Source organism: Alteromonas oceanisediminis (assembly GCF_018474025.1).
Classification (GTDB): Bacteria; Pseudomonadota; Gammaproteobacteria; order Enterobacterales; family Alteromonadaceae; genus Alteromonas_E; species Alteromonas_E oceanisediminis.
This window is the reverse complement of record NZ_JAHCTA010000004.1, coordinates 300,181-317,694: the sequence shown is the minus strand read 5'-3', so window position 1 is coordinate 317,694 and position 17,514 is coordinate 300,181. Positions and strand designations below refer to the sequence as shown.

Below are 17,514 nucleotides of genomic sequence, written 5' to 3'. Positions count from 1 at the left end.
AGTTGTAAAATTACAACATTTGTTGTTTACTGTATTGATAGGCGGTAATGCCCTCATTGAGAACGGCTCGTGGCAGTGATGCGACCAGACAGCCTGAGTGCTACTACCCGTTAAAATGATAAAGCCTTCGAGGCATGAGGTTATGAATAATGGTATTTGAAAATTCTTCCGAGCCGTGCGACTTCGTACTTTTCGGCACGCTAGGCGATTTGGCCCGTCGCAAATTACTTCCCTCAATGTATCAATTGGATAAAGTCGAGTTAATCCATCCAGATACGAAAATTATTGGTGTGGCTCGCCAGGATATCGATATCAAAGAGTATACGGCTCAAGTCAAAGCTAACATCGAAAAGTTCTCAGGGGCTACGCTGTGTAACGACACTTGGCAACGTTTTTCGGCGCGCTTGGATTATGTGCAAGTGGATATGAAAGACAGCGCAAGTTATCAGCAGTTTAGTGATCACGTTGATCCTGGCCGCACTATGGTGTGTTATCTTGCCACGCCGCCGTCAATTTATGGGGACATCTGCCGTGGCTTGAATTCAGCCGGTATTATCGACAGCAGTGTTCGCGTTGTGTTGGAAAAACCCATCGGCCACGATCTCGCGTCGTCTAAAGTCATCAATGAACAAGTCGCGGAATACTTTTCAGAGAATCAAATTTACCGCATTGACCACTACCTCGGGAAGGAAACGGTTCTTAATCTTATTGCCTTGCGATTTGCGAACTCTATTTTTGCGACCAACTGGGATCATAACTGTATTGATCATGTCCAAATCAGTGTTGCTGAGTCCGTGGGCATAGAAGGGCGCTGGGGTTACTTTGATGAAGCGGGTCAGATGCGTGACATGGTGCAGAATCATTTGCTGCAAGTGCTTAGTTTAATCGCCATGGAGCCCCCAACGACATTGGATGCAGACAGTATTCGTGATGAAAAACTGAAAGTGTTGAAAGCGCTTCGTCCCATCAATTCGACCAACTATCAAAAATCTACCGTTCGAGGCCAGTATATCAATGGTTTTGTCAAGGGGACCGAGGTGCCGGGATACCTTGAAGAGCCTGACGCCAATACCGAGAGTTCAACCGAAACCTTTGTTGCGCTGAAAGTTGAAATTGATAATTGGCGCTGGGCAGGGGTTCCCTTTTACTTACGTACCGGCAAACGTATGCCGACCAAAGTCAGTGAAATCGTGATTTACTTTAAGCGCCAGCCGCACAACCTATTCGGCGACAGTTTCGCGAATTTGCCGCCAAACAAACTGGTGATCCGCTTACAACCCGATGAAGGCGTTGAAATCACCGTGATGAATAAAGTGCCAGGGCTGAATAGTTCTGGCTCGATGGATTTGCAAAAGTCGAAGCTCAATTTAAGTTTCTCAGAAGCGTTTGCGGATGATCGGATTGCAGACGCGTACGAGAAGTTGTTATTGGAAGTGATGCGCGGTAATCAGGCTTTGTTTGTGCGTCGAGATGAAATAGAGCAAGCCTGGAAGTGGGTCGACTCAATCCTGGCCGCATGGGCTGGTAGTAACGAACCACCAGAGCCCTATCAGGCGGGTACGTGGGGCCCGGTTGATTCTATAGGCCTGCTTGCAAGAGAAAATCGCGCTTGGTATGAAAGCCGAGTGTCCAGCAAAAAATCAAAGAAGTAGGTGACTGCTATGCCACTTGTTGAAAACAACTTTGAAACACCTGATGCGCTAAACGCCGATTTTGCCCAACAGATAGGCAGCATTTTGTCGACGGCGATTGAACTGAACGGCGCGGCATCCATCGCGGTTAGTGGTGGGCGAACGCCGTTGGCGTTGTTCCAGACACTCAGTCAGTTAGCGATTGACTGGTCTAAGGTGGTGGTGACGCTAGCTGACGAACGTTGGGTTAATGGTGATCACCCCGACAGTAACGAAAAACTGGTGCGTGAAAATCTATTGGTAGGCCGTGCCGCTGATGCACGATTCTTTGCGTTGAAAACCTCACATGACAATGCATTTGATGCGGTTGAGCATTTAACCAGCTCGTCTGAACAACCTCGTATGCCTTTTGATGTTTTGATCCTCGGTATGGGCGAAGACGCGCATACGGCGTCATTGTTTCCCTGTTGCGATCAAATTGAACAGGGCTTAAACATGCAGTCGGGGCAGCGCTTTATTGCAACTGAACCCAAAACAGCACCGCACCAACGAATGTCCTACACATTGCCAGCGCTGGTTGAATCGAAGCATATATTCCTGCACCTGACAGGGGATAAAAAGCGCACCGTTTTGCATGACGCTTTACGCAGCGCTAACGAGCAGGAAAAACCGATTAAAGCTGTTGTCGACAAAGCGGTAGTCACGCTGATGTGGGCACCCTAGGAGAAGCACAATGAATTCACAAATACATGATGTCACGCAACGTATCATTGAGCGCAGTCAGAAGACGCGAGCCGCTTATCTGGATAAAATCAATACAGCGCGCCGCCAAGGGCCACACCGCGGCGCTTTGTCCTGCGGTAACTTAGCACATGGTTTTGCAGCGTGTAACAGCAGCGATAAATCAGATTTGCGCAGCATGACAAAAGCCAATATTGCGATTGTGTCTGCTTACAATGACATGTTGTCGGCACATCAACCGTATGAGCATTATCCGCAGATAGTGAAAGATGCGGTTCAGGCTGTGGGTAGTGTTGCACAGTTTGCGGGCGGCGTTCCAGCCATGTGTGACGGGGTGACACAAGGTAACCCTGGTATGGATTTGAGCCTGATGAGTCGCGATGTTATTGCAATGAGCACCGCTGTAGCCTTGTCGCACAATATGTTTGATGGCGCGTTAATGATGGGAATTTGTGACAAGATCGTGCCAGGGTTATTGCTCGGCGCACTCAGTTTTGGTCACCTTCCCACGGTTTTTGTCCCTGCCGGGCCTATGCCTTCAGGGCTCCCCAATAAAGAAAAGGCGCGTGTTCGCCAGGCATATGCTGAGGGTAAAGTAGGTCGCGAAGAGCTTCTCGAAGCTGAATCTCAGTCATACCATTCCGCGGGAACCTGTACGTTCTACGGTACGGCAAACAGCAATCAGTTGGTTGTTGAAATGATGGGGCTGCATTTACCCGGTTCATCCTTCGTCAATCCGGGTACGCCATTGCGTGACGCGCTAACGCGTGCGGCAGCCGTGCAAGCTACGCGCTTAACGGATTTGGGGGACAACTACACACCGATTGGCCAAATTGTTGATGCCAAAGCCGTGGTGAATGGGTTGGTCGCATTACTCGCTACGGGTGGGTCAACCAATCACACGATGCACTTGGTCGCGGTTGCCAGAGCAGCAGGCTATATTGTGAATTGGGACGATTTCTCAGAATTATCTAACGCAACGCCATTGCTGACGCGCATTTATCCCAACGGCTCGGCGGACATCAATCATTTTACCGCTGCTGGCGGGATGTCACTGTTGTTTAAAACCTTACTAGACGCCGGTTTATTGCATAACGATGTGAAAACGATTTGTGGTGATGGGCTGGATCGTTATACCAAGGAGCCTATGCTACGAGATGGTGAGCTTGTTTGGCAGGATGGACCAAAAGCTTCTTTGGATACCGACGTCTTAGCCACCGTAGACAAACCGTTTAAACCAGACGGTGGCTTATCAGTCCTTGAGGGTAATTTAGGCCGGGCCGTGATGAAAACGTCGGCGCTACGAGCGCCTGAGTGCCACATCAAAGCCCCTGCAGTCGTGTTTGAAGATCAGTTTGAGTTGGATGAGGCGTTTAAATCGGGCGCGTTGAACAAGGACTGTATCGTCGTGGTGCGTTTTCAAGGGCCGGCGGCAATTGGTATGCCGGAACTTCACAGGCTGACACCGCCTTTGGGCGTGTTGCAGGATCGTGGTTACAAGGTCGCACTGGTCACCGATGGCAGAATGTCAGGCGCGTCAGGAAAAGTGCCAGCGGCTATTCACGTCACGCCAGAGGCGTTGAAAGGCGGGTTGCTGGCGAAGGTCGAAAATGGCGACATGATTGAAATTAATACCCGTACCGGTGCATTGACGTTGCATGTTGATGACGCTGAATTGGCTCAGCGAGCAGCGAAGAACTCTGATATCGCGCTACATCAAATTGGTATGGGGCGTGAGATGTTTGCGGGCATGCGGTCGACACTGACGGGCGCAGAGCAGGGCGCGTGTTCTTTGTTTGTGGGGCAAGAGCAATAACATGGCTGCTTTTGTTGCTGATGTAGGCGGTACCAATATCCGCCTTGCCGTTCTTGAGAACGGTGAATTGTCTCATATTAAAAAGTACCTCTGTGCTGATTTCGACTCCATCGCATTGGCGATCCAACGGTATTTTGATGATACGCCTGAACACACGTTTTCATCTGGCTGTATTGCGATTGCGTGCCCCACCCATAATGATTGGGTAAAAATGACTAATCATAGCTGGCAGTTCTCGAAGCAGCAGTTGCAAGCGCATTTTGGGTTAGATTGGTTAGGTGTGATTAACGACTTTACGGCTGTAGCACACTCGTTGCCGGTATTGCAGGAGCATCAACTTGTGCAATTGGGTGCAGGTGCGCGTTCGCCTACTGGCAATATCGCGGTGTTTGGCCCGGGTACAGGGTTAGGCGTAGAGCACATGACAATGACACCCGCAGGCTGGCAAACGCTGGATGGCGAGGGTGGGCATGTTGATTTTGCGCCGGGCGACGAGACTGACGTCATTATCTGGCGCTACCTGTTTAAACAATACGGGCGGGCATCTGCGGAAGAGGTGATGTCTGGCCGCGGTATCGTGAATATTTATCGAGCACTTGCCGAGCATGCCGGTGTCGATGCTGTGCATAGTCAAGCCGCAGAGATTACGCAGGCGGCAGCAGACAGCACATGCGCTGTGTGTGTACAAACGGTGCAGCAATTTTGTCGTATTCTTGGTCACTTTGCCGGCAATCTGGCACTTAATCTGGCCACAACAGGTGGGGTGTTCATCGGAGGTGGTATTGCATTGCGTTTATTGGATGTACTGCAACAGGGCGATTTTCGACGCTGTTTTGAGCGAAAAGGCCAGTTTGAACATTACGTGAAGCCCATACCGACATTCTTAATCTCTGAACCTGATCATGGCTTATTAGGTGCCGGAGCGTATTTAACACAACAAACAGCGAGTTTATGAGCATGACAAACAATTGGACAATATCGCCCGCAGAAATATTTGCCGCAGGGCCAGTAGTGCCCGTACTCGTGATCCACGACGTTGCCCATGCAGTTCCATTAGCAAAAGCGTTAATGAAAGGCGGTATACAGGTTTTGGAAGTGACTTTGCGTACATCAGCCGCACTTGAGGTTATCCGTAAAATAGCCGACGAGGTGCCAGACGCTATCATCGGCGCGGGTACGGTAACTAATGCACAGCAGCTAAAAGACGTCACCGAGGCAGGGGCTAAATTTGCTATCAGTCCCGGCATGACAGCGGAACTCTTGATGGCGGGAACACAGGGCTCGATCCCGCTAATCCCTGGTATTTCGTCCATTTCCGACCTGATGAAAGCCAAAGACGCTGGCTACAGTTACTTAAAGTTTTTCCCTGCCGAAGCGTCGGGAGGTATTAAGGCTATTAAGTCAATTGGTGGCCCGTTCCCTGATGTAACGTTCTGTCCTACCGGGGGGATCAGCCCCAGCAACTATCTGGAATATTTGGCGCTGCCAAATGTAGCCTGTGTTGGAGGATCATGGCTGGCGCCTGATGATGCCATCGCGAACGGCGATTGGGACAAGATCACTCAACTCGCTAAAGATGCAGTGAGCCAAGCAAGCGCTGACTGATATCAAGTAATCACTTGTGTAAGCTGATGTTCATCTCCAGCGCCGATGACACCGTGTTGTGTGCGAGCCGTCTCTACACACAACAGGGTGCGATAGCCATCATCGGGCATGTCGCCCAGCGCTTGACTTCCTCGGATCCACGGATTCCATACCACGGTACTGTCGCCTCCAAATGATTCAATCAACGTGTCACTCGTGCCATGAAAAAGCGCGATGCGGCTCGCTCCGCCATGGTGAACTCTGTCAGTCTCTGCCGTAATGATGTAGGGGCTAGGAGCTTGATTGCTGTTGGTGCCAGTAAGCTTATCGAAGTACGGCTGTTCAATACCTCTAAGCGCTGTTTTATGAATGTCTTCAACCCGGAAATACGTGTGTAAAGCTGCATAAAACGTGCTGGCTGTATTCGCCGAATTGAGTGTGGTTAACGTGATGCGTAGAGCTTGTCGAATACTGATATGAATCGTAGGCACCAGCGGTGTCTCAAACGCGTTTTCTGGCGTAAAAGTCAATGAAACGGTGCCATTATCCGCTTGATGCTGAGCAGACAACTGCCATTGGGCTGTGCGCGCGACACCATGAGACGATGTATCGGCTTCCAAACCGTCGATATCGTCAGGCCTAGCACCAAACCACGGCCAGCATACGGGTATTCCGCCGCGAATAGGTTTAGATCCATCCAAGATTGCTTGCGGGCTGAGCCACAATCGTTCGCGATGATCATGTTTGGGAACAAAGCTAAGCACCTGTGCGCCGGTCAAACTGATAGTGGCGCTAGCGTGTGGGGTTTCCACAGAAACGACAGACAGCCCAGATAAGTTCTCGATTTTATAAAAAGACATGCAACAGACCTGATTTTAGCGGTAAGTGAAAGGCGTCACTCGCGCGTAAAAGACGATCGGATATTCGGCTAAAAGGGCAGGGAGCAGCCCCTGCCGAGCGATATTATTTGCTAATGTGAGAGACTAAATCAAGCAGCTTATTAGAGTAGCCGACTTCATTGTCGTACCAAGAAACCACTTTAACGAACGTGTCGGTTAACGCGATGCCAGCAGTCGCATCAAAAATGGAGGTTTCAACTTCACCGATAAAGTCCTGTGACACGACTGCGTCTTCGGTGTAGCCCATGATCCCTTTTAGCTCGCCTTCCGATGCCTTTTTCATGGCCGCGCAAATCGCTTCATAGCTTGTGGGTGTTTTCAGATTGACCGTTAGGTCGACAACCGAGACGTTGGCTGTCGGTACGCGGAATGCCATGCCAGTGAGTTTGCCATTCAGCTCTGGAATGACTTTTCCCACCGCTTTGGCAGCCCCCGTGGATGATGGGATGATATTTTGCGATGCACCGCGCCCGCCACGCCAGTCTTTCATGGAAGGCCCATCAACGGTTTTTTGCGTAGCCGTTGTGGCGTGAACTGTCGTCATCAACCCATCGACAATGCCAAAATTGTCATGCAGGACTTTTGCCAGCGGTGCCAGGCAGTTAGTTGTGCAGGATGCATTCGACACAATACTCTCGCCTGCATAGGTGGTGTGATTCACGCCCATGACAAACATAGGCGTCGCATCTTTTGACGGCGCAGAAAGCACCACCTTCTTTGCACCTGCCTCCAAATGTGGCTGTGCAGATTCTTGCGTCAGGAAAAGGCCGGTCGCTTCAACCACAACTTCAGCACCGATTGAATCCCAGGCGAGGTCAGCCGGATTTTTTTCTGCCGTAATACGAATTGTTTTACCGTTAACCACGAGCTGACCATCGATGACCTCAACACTGCCATCAAAGCGACCATGCGTTGAGTCGTATTTTAACAGGTACGCGATGTATTCAACGTCTAATAGATCATTAATACCAACAACTTCGACGTCTTCACGCTGTGCTGCAGCGCGAAAAACTAAACGACCGATTCGGCCAAAACCGTTGATACCTATTTTAGTGGTCATGGGGGAGCCTCAACTAATCTGTAAAATAATTACGTAAATTATGGATCACATTGGGCAAATAAGCAAAATTTGAGCACAATATTGATGTAAAATTACATGATTAGTTGGGCTCCATTGCTTGCAAACGTATTCAAATGCTTCAAACTGGAACTTAAACGATAATGTTAACAAATTATTTACGTTGGCCTAAATAGCTAACTTTTTCAGGTGGATATTGGTAATGAGCACAGGGGCACTCGAATCCTTGGTAGAGATGCGCGGCATCGAAACACAGTACGTTGATGCGTGGGGTAAACCCGCTAAAGTCAACGATGCAACAAAAGCAAAACTGCTTAAAGTCATGGGCTACGACACAGAGTCGGAAGAGGCAATGCAAGAGCAAATCCATGAACGCTTCGCCGGCGCATGGATGACTCCGCTAGAGCCAGTGCAGGTAAACCGCGTTAACGCAGCAATTAACATCGTTGTGCGTTTACCCATTGAGTTAGTCAATGACACTCATCAGTTTATCGTTGCCTTGGAAGATGGCACTGAGATGCGTCAACAATTCACACCCGTGGATTGTGAAATGCTGGATGCAACCACGGTGGATGACGTGGAGTTCCATGCCTATTCTGTGGCACTCACATTAGATATTCCATTGGGCTATCATCAAGTCTCTCTTGCTGCGCAAGATGACCAACCGTTTGCACAAATGCGCCTGATTCAAGCTCCGAACAGATGTTTCACTCCACCTGACATTGCGCAAGGTAAAAAGGTGTGGGGGCTCAGTGTTCAGTTGTACTGCTTGCGTAGCGAGGCTAACTGGGGCATTGGGGACTTCAGCGATCTCACTTATTTAATTGAAAAATCTGCTGCACAAGGAGCCGATTTTATTGGCCTGAACCCCATTCATGCACTGTATCCTTCAAATCCGGATGCGTGCAGCCCATATGGCCCATCGTCACGACGCTGGCTGAACTATTTGTATATCGATCCGAAACAAATCGATGGCTTCAATCATGAAAGCGTTCAATCGTTGATCAGCAATAGTGGCTTTCAACAACAGTTGAAGCACGTCAGAGATATTGACTACATTGATTACGAAGCGGTGGCCAAGCTCAAATTATCTGCGCTGTCACGTATCTTTGATGTCTTCAATCAAAAATACCTGACCAAAAACACACGCTTCAACAAGGCATTTAAACAGTTTGTTGTCGAGGGTGGCGACAGTCTGCAATGCCTGGCGACGTTCGACGCGATGCAAGAGCACTTGCAAGCCGAGGGCAAACCCAGTTGGGGCTGGCCGGTATTTCCTGCGCAATTTGCTGACTTTGACTCACCTGCCGTGAGCAAGTTTAAAAAGCAGCATGCTAAGCGAATAAAATTTTACTTATTCTTACAATGGCAGGCCTCAATTCAATTTGAGCAAGCCAGCCAGAAGGCAAGTGACTTGGGCATGACCATCGGTTTATACCGTGACTTAGCCGTTGGTGTGAGTGAAGGAAGTGCTGAAATATGGGGCAACAAGTCGTTGTACTGCACGGAAGCGAGTGTTGGAGCACCACCTGACATTCTTGGTCCAAATGGCCAGAACTGGGGATTGCCGCCAATGGATCCAGAAAAACTTTACGCGCAGGCCTATCAACCCATCATTGATCTGTTTTCATCAAATATGCATGCCTCTGGCGCATTGCGTATCGACCATGCCATGGCACTATTACGCCTATGGTGGATACAAAAGGGTGATGATGCAAAAGAAGGCGGCTATGTTTATTATCCTGTTGATGATCTGCTCGGTATTCTTGCGCTGGAAAGCCAGCGTCACCAAAGCTTAGTGATTGGTGAAGATTTAGGTACAGTACCTGATGAAATTCGCGGTAAGTTAGCAGATAACGGAATCTATTCTTACCGAGTGTTCTTCTTTGAGCAAGCAGAGGACGGCGGTTTCTTCTCGCCCAGCCACTATCCAGAACAGTCAATGTCGACATTAACCACGCACGATATGCCTACATTAATCGGTTACTGGCATTGTGATGATTTGAGCTTAGGAAAATCGTTAGGGTTGTACCGTGATGAGCAGGTGCTGCAAACCTTGTATGACAGTCGGCATAGTAACAAGCAGGAAATTTTGAACACGCTTCACGGTCATCAGTCAGTGGATCATCACGTAGGGCGCGACGTTAATCATACGCCGATGACGCAAGCCCTTAATTTTGGATTGCAAACGCATATGGCAGCCGGCAGTAGTGCCTTGTTAAGTTTGCAACTTGAAGATTGGCTACAAATGGATAAACCTGTCAATATTCCCGGTACGTTTAATGAATACCCTAATTGGAAACGCAAACTATCGCGCACATTATCCAGCGTGTTTGACGACCCAGAAGTGCAGGGATTAGCGTCTCGCATTGATTCCGCGCGCAAGCGCGTTAGCCAATCAGGCCGCGAAGGCGAATAAGGAAGGATATGAAGAGTGTTCACCAGTTAGAAAATGCGAGCTGTAGCACGCCGTTTAGCCATCTTGGCGCTCAATGGGAAAGCACCGGTGCAGTGTTCAATGCCTGGCTTCCGGGCGCGACGTCGGTCACGTTGATTGACCTGAAAACCGGTAAAGAACGTGGCGAGCTATCGCAAGGTGAACACCCTCATTGGTTTTCTCTGACCCTTAAACGCATTAAAAAGCGCTTTACGTATGCGTTTAACATTACGACACCGGAAACAACCTACCGCTGTATTGACCCCTACCAGTTTCAGGCAGAAGCTTTTCACGCGGTGCATTACATCGATCACGCGCCGGAAAATCTCTATCGACAGGCAGGTGCGCAGTTGTACACCGCAGAGACCGAATCAAAACTCAGTGTTCAGGGGGTTCGGTTTGCCGTTTATGCGCCGAACGCATCGGCGGTGTCACTGATTGGTGATTTTAATCTTTGGAACGGTTCAAGCCATCCAATGCAGCGCACTGACTTAGGCTTTTGGGTGTTGTTTGTACCGAATCTGGGAGCTGGCACGCAGTATAAATACCAAATCAAGGATGCGCAGGGCAATACTTTACCGCATAAAGCCGACCCGCTCGGTTTCAGTGCTGAGCAGCATCCTTCACATGCATCGCGCGTTTATGACCATAGTCAGTACGACTGGCAAGATTCTGATTGGATGAATCGTAGTTCGGTCAATCCATACACGCAACCTATGTCGATCTATGAAGTACACCTGGGGTCATGGAAGCGTCCATCTGATCCGGCTGAACGTTATCTAAGCTACCGTGATTTAGCCAATGAGCTGATTCCGTATCTGGTCGACATGCGCTACACCCATGTCGAATTGATGCCGGTATCGGAATACCCTTTTGATGGTTCGTGGGGTTACCAGCCTGTCGGGTTGTTTGCGCCCACGAGTCGCTTTGGTCATCCAGATGATTTTAAGTACTTTGTGGATCAGTGCCATCAGCATGGTGTCGGCGTTATCATTGACTGGGTGCCTGCTCACTTTCCTGAAGACGGGCACGGCTTGGCTCGGTTTGATGGCACCTGTGTGTACGAATATGAAGACCCTCGCAAAGGCTGGCATCCGGACTGGAACTCCTGCATTTACGACTTCGGCAAACAAACGGTGCGACAGTTTCTGGTTGCAAATGCATTGTATTGGTTGGATAAATTTCATATCGATGGTCTGCGCGTCGATGCCGTGGCCAGCATGCTGTATCTTGACTATTCACGCAACGACGGGGAGTGGATCCCGAATGTTGATGGTGGAAACCACAACTATGAAGCCATTAGCCTGTTGCAATGGATGAATCAAGCGGTTTACAAGCAATTCCCCAACGCCATGACCATTGCCGAAGAGTCTACCTCGTATCCAAAAGTTTCACGCCCTGTGTATGACGGCGGGTTGGGCTTTGGGTTCAAGTGGAATATGGGCTGGATGCATGACTCTTTACATTTTATCAGTAAAGATCCTGCTTATCGTCGTTACCATCATGGCGATATAACCTTTAGCATGGTCTATGCATTTAATGAGAATTTTGTATTACCCATCTCTCACGATGAAGTTGTGCATGGCAAAGGCTCGATGCTGCATAAAATGCCCGGCGATGAATGGCAGCAGGCTGCAAATTTGCGCTGCTATGCGGCATTTATGTATGCACACCCGGGCAAGAAACTTAATTTCATGGGCGTTGAGTTGGCGCAACCGAGAGAGTGGGATCATGATGGCCAGCTACAGTGGGACTTGCTTCAGTACGACAAACACAAAGGCGTTCAATCGTTGTATCGTGAATTGAATACACTCTATCGCACGTTACCCGCGCTGCACGAAGGTGATACCACGCAAGCCGGTTTTGCCTGGCTTGATCATGAAAACGCTGAGCAAAGTGTGTTGTCATTCGTTCGCTACAGTGCGGATCGCAAGCAAAAAGTCTATGTGATCACCAACTTTACACCGCTGCCGCGTGATCAGTTTAAACTCGGCGTTGAAGACAGTGGTCATTACACCGTGCTGCTGAACACGGATGCAGGCGCATTTTGGGGATCAGACTACGCCGGCAGTACACACCTTGAGGCGACAAACGAGGCTTGGAATCATCGCGACCATTGTGTAGTGATATCTCTACCGCCACTCGCTACGTTGTTTATTGCGTTCAACGGATAACCTGCGGTGCAAAACTCACCTTTAATAGTCACGCCGGGAAGCCCTGTTCCGCTGGGGGCATCAGTGGACGAGGGGCGTTGTAATTTTGCCGTATTCGCGCCCGATACTGATGGAGTGACGGTTTGCTTGTATCATCCTGACACTGAGGAAGAACTTGCGACCGTTGACATGGTAGGGCGTAGTGGCCCTGTGCGTCATGTCGCTATAGAGGGGATCGAAGAAGGGCAATTGTATGGGTTTCGCGTGAAATCCACACACCCGGATGTGACCGAACAGAAGCTACTTATCGACCCTTACGCACGTAAACTGAATAGAGCCTGTCATTGGAACGCGCAGCAATATGAGGGCGATAGTCAGTTCATGCTACCCAAGGGTGTCGTTGCTTTGCCTACAAAAGCACCGCCTCGAAAGCGCTTAGATAAACGGGCTCCGCGAATCATTTATGAGGCCCACGTAAAAGGTATCAGTAAGCTTCACCCCGATGTACCCGCACATCTACAAGGCACGTATCTGGGGGCGGCCCACCCCAGTATTTTGCAGCATCTCAAACAGCTTGGGGTGACGACTGTGCAGTTTTTGCCGCTCGCCAGCTTTATGCCAGAGCCCTATATCACCGAAAAAGGCCTGACCAATTACTGGGGTTACAACCCGATTAACTTTTTTGCTGTAGAACCGCGCTACGCCTATCAGAATGCTTTAGAAGAATGCCAGCAGATGGTACAACGTTATCATGATGCTGGGTTAGAAGTGATTGTCGACGTGGTATTCAATCACACCGCAGAAGGTGGCGATGGCGGGGTTGTATTAAGCTTTAAAGGGCTCTGCCCGAATCATGCCTATCTGTACGAACAGCAGGCAAACGGTAAGAAATCCTTCTTCAATCATTCGGGCTGCGGCAACAGCTTCAACGTGGCCAATCCACACATGCTCACGTTAGTGTTGGATGCCTTGCGCCATTGGGTCACGGTCATCGGTGTGGATGGTTTTCGTTTTGACTTAGCTGCCAGTTTAGGTCGTGACCCATTAACGTTTACAGCACAAGCCGGGTTTTTCAGAGCCCTTCAGCAAGACCCCATTTTACGTGATGTTTTACTGGTTGCCGAACCGTGGGACATTGGCCTAGGCGGCTACCAAGTGGGGGGCTTTCCTGACGGATGGCGCGAGTGTAATGATAAGTTTCGCGACACAGTGCGCGCATTCTGGCGCGGCGATAAGGGGTTAACCAGTGACTTAGCAACTCGCCTGATGGGATCGCGCGACCTGTTTCATAAGGGCGTCAGGCCCGTCACGACATCGGTCAACCCACTGACCTATCATGATGGTTTTTCGTTACAAGATTTAGTTAGCTATGCCGAAAAACACAATGCCGCTAATTTAGAAGAAAATCGTGACGGCCATTCGCACAACCTTTCTGCCAATTATGGTGTAGAGGGTTTTACGACGGATGCTAAAATTATCGCGCTGCGTGAACGGCAGAAACGCAACTTGTTCGCCACGTTAATGCTATCGCAAGGCACTCCGCATGTATTGGGCGGTGATGAACTGAGCCGTTCTAAACAAGGAAACAACAATACCTACTGCCAAGACAATGAGTTGAATTGGCTCGGCTGGAATTTGAACAGTACCCAGCAAGATTTTTTGGATTTCTGTAAAGATATCATCGCGCTGCGCAACAGCAGTTTTTTGCTACAGCAGTTGCATATGGCCGACGATCCCTATTACGCCACCGCTAACGTTGCAGCGATACGCTGGTACAAACCCGATGGCAGTAAAAAAGCACCACAAGATTGGCACGAAATGGAAAATCAGGCGTTTGCGTTAGAGATACGCGGTGGCGCCTGCGACACTCAGCCAACGGAAAGAGCAGAGCATTGGTTAATTTGTGTCAATGCCAGCGACGATGACGTGCGTTTTAGTTTACCGATGTTGAGCATGAATGGTGGGTGGACTCTACGCCTTGATACTCGGTACGCAAGATTAAGTGCCCAGCCCAAGGTCTGCGTAAAGCAACTGTTTCTGCAAGCGGGCAAATCCATCGCAATTTTCACCTACTCCTATTAATCTAGCTTTGCTATCATGCCGCCCCATTACCGGAATGGGGATCTTCGATGACGCAGAACACATCAACTCAAAACAGCCAGCCACAATGTGATATTGGCTTTATTGGCCTTGGTGTCATGGGCAAAAACCTAACGTTAAATTTAGCGGACAATGGCTATCGTATTGCGTGCTTTGACCTTGACCAGTCAAAAGTGGACGCCATTATTGAGCAGGATGCTGCAGAGCGTGGCGACGCACCTGCCCGTGTTGAAGCGTGCCGTTCCTACACTGAATTACTGAGCAAGTTAAATGCGCCTCACATGATCATTTTGTCTGTCCCGGCCGGCGATCCAGTTGATCATGTTTGTCATCATCTTATCGACGCTGGTATCGCTGCCGATGATATTGTTGTCGACACAGGAAATAGTTTGTGGACTGACTCCGTGGCGCGGGAGCAACAATATAAGGGTAAGTTTATTTTCTTTTCGACAGCCGTTTCCGGCGGTGAAGTTGGCGCGCGTTTTGGCCCTTCTTTGATGCCCTCTGGCGATCCCTATGCATGGACAAGACTTGAGCCAGTATTGCAGTCTATTGCGGCTAAGGTGGATCCAGAAACCGGCAAACCGATCGAATCCAATACGCCGGGTCACCCCGTTAAAGAGGGCGAACCCTGTGCGACCTATATTGGCCCAGTTGGCGCGGGTCATTACGTGAAAATGGTGCACAACGGTATAGAGTATGCCGACATGCAGTTAATTTGTGAGGCCTACCATGTCATGCGCTCAGCACTGGGTATGATGCCCAGTGACATTGCCGCGGTTTTCAGAGATTGGAATCAGGGGGAACTCAACAGCTACCTCATTGAGATCAGTGCGGAAGTGCTTGAACAAATTGATGAAGAAACCGGTCAACCATTGGTTGATGTGATCCTCGATCGTGCAGGCCAGAAAGGTACCGGCTTGTGGACTGCGGTCAGTGCGCTACAAGTGGGGAGCCCAGCCCAAACTATCACCCAAGCCGTATTTGCTCGCAGTTTATCCAGCTTGAAACGCGAGCGCCAAGCCGCCAGTCAAACGCTGGTTGGCCCTGAAGCTCAACGCTATTCGGCATCTCAAAAAACAGCGATAGTGGATGCGCTCAAAAACGCGCTTTACTGCAGTAAAATTTGTGCCTACGCACAAGGTTTTCAGTTGATGGATATTGCAGCCAAAGAACATGGTTGGAAGCTAGAGTTTGCTGAGATCGCCAAAATCTGGCGTGCCGGTTGTATTATTCGTGCTGTGTTTTTGCAATCAATTACGCATGCTTATGAGCAAAACGATCAACTCGCCAATCTGTTGGTCGATCCGTTCTTCGCCGACCAGATTGCGCGCTTTCAACAAGATTGGCGCAGTGCTATCAGTCACGCGGTGTTAAGCGGTGTACCGTGCCCTGCTATGACGTCAGCATTAAGTTACTACGATTCGTATCGATGTGACGTGTTGCCAGCGAATTTACTGCAGGGGCAGCGTGACTTCTTTGGTGCGCATTCTTTTCAGCGGGTGGATAAACCTGACACAAAATATTTTCATATTGAATGGAATGATCCAGCCAGACCTCAGGTCACAGTGAAAAAGTAAATCTGTTTCGTGGAATAACGCGTATCACCTGTCAGTTATTTGGAGGGTATAGCTTATGAAAAAAACACCGCAGGAATGGCGCGAGCAGCTCACGCCGGAAGAATACCGAGTGTGCCGTGAGAAAGGCACCGAAAAACCGTTCAGTGGTGAATTGCTCAATCAGTTTGCGCCGGGAACGTATCACTGTACCTGCTGTGGTGAACCATTATTTGACGCGACCTCGAAATTTGACTCACATTGTGGTTGGCCGTCGTTTGATGCGCAATCTGCTGACGACAACGTCGGTTATGAGTTCGATGAAAGCCATGGTATGCGGCGCGTGGAGATTGTCTGCAAACACTGCGATGCGCATTTGGGGCATGTATTTGATGATGGGCCTACAGATACTGGCAAACGCTATTGCGTCAACTCAGTCTCAATTAAATTCCGTTCTGCCAATGAAACATAAGGCCTCTGATGCGCGCTCGAGGCCAATGGCAGGTGAGTGTTCGAGATTGTTTACGCAAGTCACAGCGCGATGCAAAAAATATTTTTCGTAAAAAAATGAAATTAAATTTCAGTTAAGACTCAAAATTGAAATCGCGATCATTGACTTTATCGAACAAAAAATCGGCTCTGCGCAATGCCCAGTCCGTTGAAATCTCATGCGTTTCAGCGATCTGAAGTAAGGCCGCCCGATTCAGTTTTTCATCGCCAAATTTTTCACCGACCAAACCCCAAACCACAGCCTGTTCATAAGCTTTACGTTCATAATGCAGAGTATACAGCGATGAAAAAATTTCGGTGTCGATGACCTCATCTTTATCGTACAAACTCAGCGCTGAGTACAGGGCATTGATGGCTTTCGCGCTATCGCGTTTGACCCAATACGTAGCGAGTGAGACTTGCAATTCTGCGGTCTCAAGCTGACCACTCTCTTCATGTTGAAGAAACCGCGCCAAGGCATCTTTGTGGCCATGTCGAGACCACTGGTAATAGGCTAGATAGGGATTGTCGGATAATCTTGTCTCAGCTGAAAGGCGTTTGAGTTCACGCTGGGCTGTGAGCAGGCCTTTCATCCTCCCAGCTTCTTTATCGCGTAATTTGATATGTTTAATTTGAGCGGCTTTACTCACGCAAGCCTGATACCGTTCGAAGTTCAATAACTGGTCGTATTTATGCGCATCTTCGTCACTGTTTTCAAATTGGTAGCGATGCCGAATGATCTCCGCTTTTTCAGCTCGGCACCACGCATCAGGATTCAAGTCGCTGCATAAATCTGGGCGTTCTTCACACAGTGTTGCCACCGTTTTACTGGAGAATTGTCCACACCCATACAGCAGCGTTAGCACAATGATAAGTGTGGATAAATTACGTAAACTTCTCATTAATTCGGCGATAAATCCTAGAATGTGAAAATTTTCAACAATTTGGCGAAACTAAAACGCTTCATTACAATAGCGCCCGCTGAGATTAAGCACCTTCATTTACGGGGGCGCACATGCGGCAAGTGTAG

The 17,514-nt window shown here is 49.2% G+C and carries 13 protein-coding genes; 10 read left to right on the top strand and 3 right to left on the bottom strand.

Translation table 11 applies throughout. The features are described 5' to 3' along the window. Positions 1–149 precede the first annotated feature (149 nt). From zwf to KIU71_RS09055, 5 genes are read left to right on the top strand one after another with little or no spacing between them, the layout of a single operon-like run. The gene (gene zwf / locus KIU71_RS09075; RefSeq protein ID WP_214130939.1) at positions 150–1,652 is read left to right on the top strand and encodes a glucose-6-phosphate dehydrogenase; all 1,503 of its coding nucleotides are present in this window, start codon (positions 150–152) and stop codon (positions 1,650–1,652) included. Between the two features lie 9 nt (positions 1,653–1,661). Next, positions 1,662–2,354 carry a 6-phosphogluconolactonase gene (gene pgl, locus KIU71_RS09070; RefSeq protein WP_214130938.1) on the top strand — a complete coding sequence of 231 codons (693 nt, stop codon included), beginning with the start codon at positions 1,662–1,664 and terminating at the stop codon, positions 2,352–2,354. Positions 2,355–2,364: 10 nt separating this feature from the next. Continuing rightward, positions 2,365–4,188: a phosphogluconate dehydratase gene (edd, locus tag KIU71_RS09065; protein ID WP_214130937.1), complete on the top strand. Its 1,824-nt coding sequence runs from the start codon at positions 2,365–2,367 to the stop codon at positions 4,186–4,188. Position 4,189: 1 nt separating this feature from the next. Further along, positions 4,190–5,143, top strand: coding sequence for a glucokinase (gene glk / locus KIU71_RS09060; protein ID WP_214130936.1), 954 nt, complete (start codon positions 4,190–4,192; stop codon positions 5,141–5,143). Positions 5,144–5,145: 2 nt separating this feature from the next. Next, positions 5,146–5,793, top strand: coding sequence for a bifunctional 4-hydroxy-2-oxoglutarate aldolase/2-dehydro-3-deoxy-phosphogluconate aldolase (locus tag KIU71_RS09055; protein ID WP_214131038.1), 648 nt, complete (start codon positions 5,146–5,148; stop codon positions 5,791–5,793). A 2-nt stretch (positions 5,794–5,795) separates the two neighbouring features. Here KIU71_RS09055 and KIU71_RS09050 read toward each other — a convergent pair whose 3' ends face one another. Together KIU71_RS09050 and gap are read right to left on the bottom strand one after the other, a co-directional pair. Beyond that, on the bottom strand, positions 5,796–6,632 hold the full coding sequence (locus tag KIU71_RS09050) for a D-hexose-6-phosphate mutarotase (RefSeq protein WP_214130935.1): 837 nt from the start codon (positions 6,630–6,632) through the stop codon (positions 5,796–5,798). 103 nt (positions 6,633–6,735) lie between these two features. After that, complete coding sequence (gap, locus tag KIU71_RS09045; RefSeq protein WP_214130934.1) at positions 6,736–7,731, bottom strand: type I glyceraldehyde-3-phosphate dehydrogenase; 996 nt, start codon at positions 7,729–7,731, stop codon at positions 6,736–6,738. A 220-nt stretch (positions 7,732–7,951) separates the two neighbouring features. On the opposite strand from gap, the gene malQ reads away from it, so the two are divergent. From malQ to msrB, 5 genes are read left to right on the top strand one after another with little or no spacing between them, the layout of a single operon-like run. Continuing rightward, positions 7,952–10,168: a 4-alpha-glucanotransferase gene (gene malQ, locus KIU71_RS09040; RefSeq protein WP_214130933.1), complete on the top strand. Its 2,217-nt coding sequence runs from the start codon at positions 7,952–7,954 to the stop codon at positions 10,166–10,168. Between the two features lie 8 nt (positions 10,169–10,176). Beyond that, positions 10,177–12,360, top strand: a complete 2,184-nt coding sequence (glgB, locus tag KIU71_RS09035) for a 1,4-alpha-glucan branching protein GlgB (protein WP_214130932.1) — start codon at positions 10,177–10,179, stop codon at positions 12,358–12,360. 6 nt (positions 12,361–12,366) lie between these two features. After that, on the top strand, positions 12,367–14,421 hold the full coding sequence (gene glgX / locus KIU71_RS09030) for a glycogen debranching protein GlgX (RefSeq protein ID WP_214130931.1): 2,055 nt from the start codon (positions 12,367–12,369) through the stop codon (positions 14,419–14,421). 47 nt (positions 14,422–14,468) lie between these two features. Then, the gene (gene gndA / locus KIU71_RS09025; protein WP_214130930.1) at positions 14,469–16,019 is read left to right on the top strand and encodes an NADP-dependent phosphogluconate dehydrogenase; all 1,551 of its coding nucleotides are present in this window, start codon (positions 14,469–14,471) and stop codon (positions 16,017–16,019) included. Between the two features lie 55 nt (positions 16,020–16,074). Beyond that, positions 16,075–16,467, top strand: a complete 393-nt coding sequence (msrB, locus tag KIU71_RS09020) for a peptide-methionine (R)-S-oxide reductase MsrB (RefSeq protein WP_214130929.1) — start codon at positions 16,075–16,077, stop codon at positions 16,465–16,467. A gap of 112 nt (positions 16,468–16,579) precedes the next feature. On the opposite strand, the gene KIU71_RS09015 is transcribed toward msrB, so the two are convergent. Further along, positions 16,580–17,386: a DUF2989 domain-containing protein gene (locus tag KIU71_RS09015; RefSeq protein ID WP_214130928.1), complete on the bottom strand. Its 807-nt coding sequence runs from the start codon at positions 17,384–17,386 to the stop codon at positions 16,580–16,582. Positions 17,387–17,514 lie beyond the last annotated feature (128 nt).